Origin of the sequence: Paenarthrobacter sp. CM16, from assembly GCF_013179505.1 — a bacterium.
Lineage (GTDB): Bacteria > Actinomycetota > Actinomycetes > Actinomycetales > Micrococcaceae > Arthrobacter.
In genome coordinates, this window is record NZ_JABMCX010000236.1 from 1 (window position 1) to 7,325 (window position 7,325).

Here is a 7,325-nt window from a genome sequence, read left to right on the forward strand (position 1 = left end):
GGGAGGGCGATGAGCTGGGTTTGGATTCTGGTGATGCCGCGGGTGAGTTCGGCCGGGTTGATGGTCTCCATTAGTTCGGAAGTTCGGTCGCTTTGGCCTCGGTGAGGATCCCGGAGTCGATGACGCGGTGGTATGGGGTCCGTGGTTTGTCATAGATCCGGGTCTTTTTGCCGTGTTTGTTTGAGCGCCAGCCGATGGTTTTGGTGGTCGCGGTAAAGAGGTTGAGGTACCGGTAATGGAAGGCGTGCCGGCGCACGACGTCACCGTTTTTCTGCTCGACGTGAGCATTGTCGTTGGATTTATATGGCCGTGCGCGGGTGAAGTAGATGTCCTTCTTCCCGGCCCACTCGATCATGGCGTAGTTGATGAATTCCCCGCCGTTGTCGGTATCGAGCCCCACCAAGGGAAACGGTAGTCCTGCCACGACTTCATCCATGGCCGCAAGGACCCAGACGTGCGCCCCGTTTTGGACGGCCACGTTCTCGGTCCAGCCGGTGAACACGTCCTTGGCGGTCAGGGTTCGTGCGAATTCCCCAGTCAGGGTGGGGCCGCAATGGACGACCAGGTCCGCCTCGATGAAACCGGGGAGCTGTTCGTGCTCGTCGCCGGCCTTACGGACCGTGATCGGCAGCTTGGCCCGGCCTTCGTCGCGGAGAGCCCTTTGGGTTTGTCCGCGTCCTTGGTGGGTTTGAGGAGCCGGTCGATCGTGGCCTCGGAGACCTGCATCAACTGCACTCTGACAGCCGGTGTCAGTCTCTTGGCGTCGAGTTCACCAAACGCTTCGAGCTTGGGTAACCACAGGTCCATGGCGCGGCCAAATATTTGCCCGAGGGCATCCCTGCCAGCCGCCACACACCGATCAGTACTTTAAGCGTGTCATAGCCATAGGTTCGTCCCCGAGGCTTCCGTACCGTCACCCTCGCAGGACCTTGCGCTTGCGCGCTGTGGAAAGCGCCCGCCGGGCATTGGCTCTGGACCAGCCCGTGACTGCGACCAGTTCGTCCAGAACCAATCCCTTGGCGTTCTTCGACGACTTCCCATAATCGGATGCGTACTTCTTCGTGATTTCCCTACGCGTTGCCATCGACAGCTCCCTCATCGTCACCGCCGTGCCCGCCGTGGCCCGTGATTTCGCGAGCATTTCTCAAATGAGGCATGCACCCCGTTTCGCGAGCACTATTCATGAGTCTCGTCGAGGTATTGACATTGATGTTGAGGTCGACTTCAATTATATTCCAACGGGTTCCAACAATGACGTGCCCGAACCCGCATATCGCCATCAGGTAGAGAGTCGACACGAACTCTGTGGAGGCTGGTGCGGGTAACACAGGAACAGGGAGTGGCTATGACAGTAACGACGCTGTATACCGCCGACCAGACTCCTGGACGGCAGCGCTTGGAAGAGCGCGAGGACCTGTGGGAGAGGGCCATGCGCGAGCGGCTGAGTCCCATGCGGATCCGGCTCAGCCCAGACGACTGCGGGGTCGGTAGAGTGCAGTCGGCCGACCTGGCCGACCTGGTGATGACTGACTGGGACTGTCCACCCATGGACGGTTACGTGCAGCGTAGCTCTTTGCAAGATGTGTCCGACCAGGACGTGGTCTTCGTGATGGCGGGATACCTTGGAGAGGAGCGCTTGTCGTACGGCGACTACGACACGGTCGTCGGTCGAGGGACCCTTCTCATCATGGGTGGCGGCGCCTCGCGCCGCGGCAGCTTCAACGTGCCTCATAGATTTCGCAAGCGCACACTGGTCATTCCTCGCTCCGCACTCTTGGCCGCAGGCAGCGGTCTCAGAATTCCCCGAGGTCTCGCCCTGGGGCCAGATCGTCCCTTGGTCAACCTTTTTCACAGCTTCCTGGATCAGGTTTGGACCGGATTGCCCGAGATGGCAGCCGGTGAACGCGAGGCGGCCCGGACAGCGCTGATCGCATTGGTCGCGGGCATCGTCCGGTCGGACGGCGTGTGCGTCAGTGAACAGTCCGCTCTTCCCGCACTGCGGGCGCGACTCGATCGTTCCATCGGCGAACGACTGCAGGATGGCCCCATCCGACTTGAGGATCTGGCGGCCGAAAACCGGGTCTCGACCCGGACCATCCACCGAGCCTTCGCATTAACCGGTGACACTATGAGGTCGGTGGTCCGCGCGCAAAGGCTCGCGGCAGTGCGGCAGGACCTGCTCAACACCAACCTGACGATCGCCAGGATCGCGCACCGTTGGAACTATTACGACGCGAGCCACCTCGGCCGGGAATTTCGCGAGGTCTTCGGCCTCTCGGCCGGCGAGTACCGCCAGAACTACGCCAGTGACACGGGTGGGACGATCCCCTTGGCCATCGACCACGACGTGCTTGTGGCGTCGACGTTGGGGGAGGCGTCCTGACTGCCTGGCGAAGGGCTGACGCGTGTCGTTACTCGTGTGCCCGCAAAGCCAGAAGGGGAGACTATGCCGTGCAGATTGGACCTCGGCAGCCTGAAGGCACATCGGCTTGCCCTACGCCGACTTCTGTTCTGTCGGGCGCGACTCACTGAACTCGGAGCGTGGAAATATTCATATGAATCGATCAATGTTCAAGTCCAAAATCCACCGTGCCACCGTTACTCACGCAGATCTGCACTACGTAGGCTCAGTCACTGTTGACCTCGACCTGCTTGAAGCCGCCGATATCCTGCCCGGCGAACTCGTGGCGATCGTCGACGTGACCAATGGCGCGCGTCTAGAGACATACACCATCGCAGGCGAACGGGGTTCCGGCGTGATCGGCATCAACGGCCCGGCCGCGCATCTCGTGCACGTACACGACACGGTCATCCTCATCACTTACGCCCAGATGAGCAACGAAGAATCCCAGACCTATGAGCCGCGGATAGTCCATGTTGATCAGACCAACCGCCCGGTCCAGATCGGCAACGATCCCGCCGAAAGCATCACCCCCGGTCTCTTGCGGCCCCCGTTCGCCCTTCAAGGCGCCCAGCATTAGCAGGCAAGAGTTCAGGACGACCTGCGCACACCCGTGACGCGGGAATAAGACAGCTGTCGATGAATGCACGTATAAGTGTCAGGAGAAATAATGAAGACTAGGTTCACCGAACTGTTCGGCATCGAACACCCCATAGTCTGCGGCGGTATGACGGGCGTCGGTTCAGCCGAGCTTATTTCGGCCGTGGCCAACGCAGGAGCCCTTGGATTCCTGACCGCGCTAACTCAGCCCACCCCCGAGTTGTTGGCCAAAGAGATCCAGCGATGCCGGAACATGACGGATAAGCCGTTCGGCGTCAACCTTACAATTCTGCCCACGATCAACCCGGTGCCCTATGACGAATACCGCCAGGCGATCGTTGAGTCGGGGATCAAGGTCGTCGAAACGGCCGGTAGCAGCCCCGAGCCTCACATGCCGGACTTCAAAGCCGCCGGCGTTAAGGTCATTCACAAAGCCGTGGCAGTCCGGCATGCGTTGAAAGCGCAGAGGCTGGGAGTCGACGCGATCAGCATCGACGGGTTTGAATGCGCAGGTCACCCCGGAGACGACGACATCCCGGGCCTTGTGCTAATCCCCGCAGCAGCTCGGCACCTGAATATCCCCATCATTGCCAGCGGTGGCTTCGCCAATGGGGCCGGACTTGTGGCGGCCTTGGCACTCGGAGCCTCTGCAATCAACATGGGCACAAGGTTCATCGCCACACATGAAGCGCCCGTACATGAGAACGTCAAGAGCCAGATTGTGGCGAATAGTGAGCGAGACACACTCATTGTCTTCCGTGAATTCCACAACAGCGCCCGCGTCGCGCGTAACTCCGTATCAGAAGAAATCCTCAGGATCTCCCAGGAGGAGGGTAAGTCCTTCGAAGACATCGCCCATCTGGCATCCGGCCGAAGGGGCCGTGAAGAAGTCTTGCTGAAAGGCAACATGGAAGACGGCTTGTGGTGGGCAGGGCAGTCTCAAGGCCTGATCCATGAAGTAGCCAGTTGCCAAGAGGTGGTGGATACCATCCTGAAGGATGCCCGAAATATCATCCTGGAAAGGCTTGTTCCAACGGTCGACACACGTCCCGAGCCTGTGCTCTAAGCAGCAGACCGCTGAGAAGGGTTTCTGAACGTGGAGAGCTTCCTGACCAAACCCAACCGCCTACCAAGCCATCGACTGGCCGCTGACCGAGAGAATGCCATGACAGAACAGCATGCCGAGACCACGCGGGACAAAGAACTTGTGGCCGGGGATTTCCCGGTCCTGCTCCAAATGGATACTCGGTGGTCGGACGTTGACATCTTCGGGCACCTGAACAATGCGGTCTACTACCAACTCTTCGATAGTGCCATCAACCGGTGGGTCATCGAGGGAACGGGGATCCAGCCCGCGGCCTCCCCCGCACTGCCGCTGGTAGCTGAGTCCGCCTGCTCCTATTTCCGCGAGGTCCATTTTCCGGATCCTGCCAGGGTAGGGATCACCGTGACACGGCTCGGTCGGTCGTCAGTGACCTACAGACTGGGTCTTTTCACGGGCGACGAGTCGGCGCCGGTTGCGGCCGTGGGGCGGTGGGTGCATGTCTATGTGGACCCAGCCACCCGCAAGTCCTGTCCAATCCCGGTCGCGATCCGCACTTTACTGGAGAGCATCGCGCGCTGACCGCCGATTGACAACACGATCCGACGACCTGAAAGGTGCCCCATGAAGATCCGCGGCGCAGTGCTGGAAACCATTGGAGCGGCGCGGCCCTACGCGGCCTCGAAGCCCATCACGATCTCCGAGCTAGAGCTGGCCGATCCCGGTCCGAGCGAACTCCTGCTGAGGGTGGAGGCCGCCGGGGTATGTCACTCCGACCTTTCGGTGGTAGACGGCAACCGCGTCCGGCCCGTCCCCATGCTCCTCGGCCACGAGGCCGCGGGCCGGGTGGAGAAGGTGGGGGCCGCCGTCGGGAACGTGAAAGTGGGCGACCGGGTGGTGCTGGCCTTCCTGCCGCGTTGCGGCGAATGCGCGGCCTGCGCCACCAATGGCGTCATGCCGTGCAGCAAGGGCAGCGCGTCCAATGAGGTCGGGGAACTGCTCGGCGGCGGACGGCGGCTGGAGCGGGACGGCAAACCCATCCAGCACCACCTGGGTGTATCCGGGTTCGCCACGCATGCCGTGGTGGACCACCGCTCCGTGACCCGAGTGGACGACGACGTTCCGCCGGACATTGCGGCCGTGTTGGGGTGTGCTGTGCTTACCGGCGGCGGCGCCGTCATCAACGCCGGCCGGCCGAAGCCAGGTCAAACCATGGCCGTGGTGGGGCTGGGCGGCGTGGGCATGGCCGCGCTAATGACTGGCCTGGCCCAGGAGGGTGTGACAGTAATCGGGGTGGACGCGATGAGCGCGAAGCTGGAGCTGGCGCGGAAGCTAGGTGCCGCTGAGACCTACACACCGCAAGAGGTACTAGAACGCAGAGTGCGCGCCGACGTCGTGATCGAGGCCGCCGGCAACGCCCGGGCATTTGAGACGGCTGTGGAAATGACCGCTCCAGGCGGACGCGTCGTAACCGTTGGCTTGCCCGCTCCCGACGCGCGCTCGTCGATCTCGCCGCTGCAGCTGGTGGCCCAAGCGAAGACCATCATCGGCAGTTACCTCGGCTCCGCTGTGCCGTCCCGAGACATCCCGCTGTTCGCCCAGTGGTGGCGCGAGGGCAAACTCCCGGTGGAGGAGCTGATCAGCGCGCACATCGGAATGAACTCGATCAATGAGGCTATGGACGCACTCGCGGACCGTACGGCCGTCCGGCAGATCATTGTGTTCTGACGGATTGCCCTCTCACCCGGGACCGTGAGAGTACGGTGACGGTATCGCCGTCCGCGTCGACGCGGACGCGGTCGCCGAACCTGTTCTGGCCCAAGGACTACATCCGACACGGGCTGCTGGAAGGACCCCTCCCATCCGGATATGGGTCCATCCATGGCTTTGACTTCCGGCATCGCAAAGTCTTGGCGCTCTATGACCAGCGTGAATCAACAAACCCAAGGGTTGGTCGAAGGCACCGAACTCGAATGTGGGGCAGTTGCCTTATGCGTTTCTGGACGCAGGCTTTCCCGTGAGGGCTCCGGGCAGCGCAGACGAAGTAGCTCCGGAGTCTTGTGCGTGCACGCGAGGACGTCCGCGCTGATCTCATGCGGGCAAGGAACCCGGTTTCCAAACTCTTGCTGCGGCGCGGCGCGGTCTTCTCCGGGGCCGGGTGCGGTCCGCGGACCCATAAATTTGGCTGGGCCGCAAGCGCTTGACAGATCCCAGCCTGCAGGCGGCCTACGAATCAGCAGGACTGACCCTGGACCGCAGGAACAGTCTGGACGCGACGATCGCCGCTCTCTTGCCGCTACCGGGTGTTACCCCTCATAGTCCGGGCTTTTGCTGTCCTCGTATGGGATTTCTGGGCATACCGCCCTGGGCTTGGCAGTCGGAATCAGTGATTGGACCCGCTATACCGCCAGCACTATTGGCGCGTAGGTAACGAGTTCGTCGGTACATGCACTCATGCGACAGCCATCCTTACCTGGTCCCAGTGGGGAACTTCACTCGATGGGAATCGATAGGATATAGCGCTCTCCCTCCTCGTTCGAACAGACGTGAACTATGGTGGATTCTAATGTTGTGCCATTCAGGTCACCGGCCGATTCAACCGAGGTATGCCAAACTTCGTAGCCCTCATCCTTTTGGAAGAGCATGCGAGGCTCGACTCCATGCCCTTCCAACCACAACATGTCGCCCGCAGACGTAACGGCCTCAACGTGTCCGGAACGCACTCGGTGGCCGCTCCTTTTGATCAGAACGGTAAGTCCCTCCAAGCCGCTCCAATCGTGAACCTCGTTCATGGATTTCCTTCTTCACTAATTCGGTGACTACCTAATGATTCCGTGGCATGACCGACGACGCGTCGAGCTTCGAACAGCTCAAAAACCCAAGGTGTCGCCGTTGCTGGGCTGCCTCCCCGGCGGTCGGGGTCACTTGTTGCGAAGAGTGCAGGCAGCCCAGCGTCGGGGCTTGATAGGTGTCGCTACCTCAGGTCACTGGACCTAGGCTGCGACGAGTTCCTCTTCCGTGGCCTCTTCACGGGCCTCGGTGAGGAATCGGGCGTACGCGGGGATGGTGAGGAAGGTGGGGAATTCCTCGGCCAGGGTGACTTCCTCGAAGATGGCGCGGGCGTCAGCGAAACGGTCTCCGTCGAAGCGTTCCAAGCGGGCGTATTCCTCGTCCAGCATGTCCTCCACCCATTCGCGGGTGATGATGTCGCCTTGCTCCGTGATGGCGTGGGAGTGGATCCACTGCCAGAGCTGGGACCTGGAGATCTCGGCGGTGGCGGCA

7 protein-coding genes and 1 pseudogene are annotated in these 7,325 nt (G+C 61.4%); 5 read left to right on the plus strand and 3 right to left on the minus strand.

The window, feature by feature from the left end; genetic code table 11:
• Positions 1-70: 70 nt before the first annotated feature.
• Together HP499_RS25255 and HP499_RS25260 are read right to left on the minus strand one after the other, a co-directional pair.
• A complete protein-coding gene (locus HP499_RS25255; RefSeq protein ID WP_253951672.1) occupies positions 71-502 on the minus strand; it encodes a hypothetical protein in 432 nt (143 codons plus the stop codon).
• 411 nt (positions 503-913) lie between these two features.
• Positions 914-1,084 carry a hypothetical protein gene (locus tag HP499_RS25260; protein WP_253951673.1) on the minus strand — a complete coding sequence of 57 codons (171 nt, stop codon included), beginning with the start codon at positions 1,082-1,084 and terminating at the stop codon, positions 914-916.
• A 261-nt stretch (positions 1,085-1,345) separates the two neighbouring features.
• On the opposite strand from HP499_RS25260, the gene HP499_RS17970 reads away from it, so the two are divergent.
• The 5 genes from HP499_RS17970 (at position 1,346) to HP499_RS17990 (ending at position 5,771) form a co-directional block, all read left to right on the plus strand.
• A complete protein-coding gene (locus HP499_RS17970; RefSeq protein ID WP_172325555.1) occupies positions 1,346-2,383 on the plus strand; it encodes an AraC family transcriptional regulator in 1,038 nt (345 codons plus the stop codon).
• 172 nt (positions 2,384-2,555) lie between these two features.
• Positions 2,556-2,981, plus strand: coding sequence for an aspartate 1-decarboxylase (gene panD, locus HP499_RS17975; RefSeq protein ID WP_172325556.1), 426 nt, complete (start codon positions 2,556-2,558; stop codon positions 2,979-2,981).
• Positions 2,982-3,071: 90 nt separating this feature from the next.
• Complete coding sequence (locus HP499_RS17980; protein ID WP_172325557.1) at positions 3,072-4,067, plus strand: nitronate monooxygenase family protein; 996 nt, start codon at positions 3,072-3,074, stop codon at positions 4,065-4,067.
• Positions 4,068-4,166: 99 nt separating this feature from the next.
• The gene (locus HP499_RS17985) at positions 4,167-4,625 is read left to right on the plus strand and encodes a thioesterase family protein (protein ID WP_172325558.1); all 459 of its coding nucleotides are present in this window, start codon (positions 4,167-4,169) and stop codon (positions 4,623-4,625) included.
• A 42-nt stretch (positions 4,626-4,667) separates the two neighbouring features.
• Complete coding sequence (locus tag HP499_RS17990; protein ID WP_172325559.1) at positions 4,668-5,771, plus strand: alcohol dehydrogenase catalytic domain-containing protein; 1,104 nt, start codon at positions 4,668-4,670, stop codon at positions 5,769-5,771.
• Positions 5,772-7,036: 1,265 nt separating this feature from the next.
• On the opposite strand, the pseudogene HP499_RS17995 reads toward HP499_RS17990, so the two are convergent.
• Positions 7,037-7,325: pseudogene (locus tag HP499_RS17995) on the minus strand (malate synthase A); the annotation flags it as partial.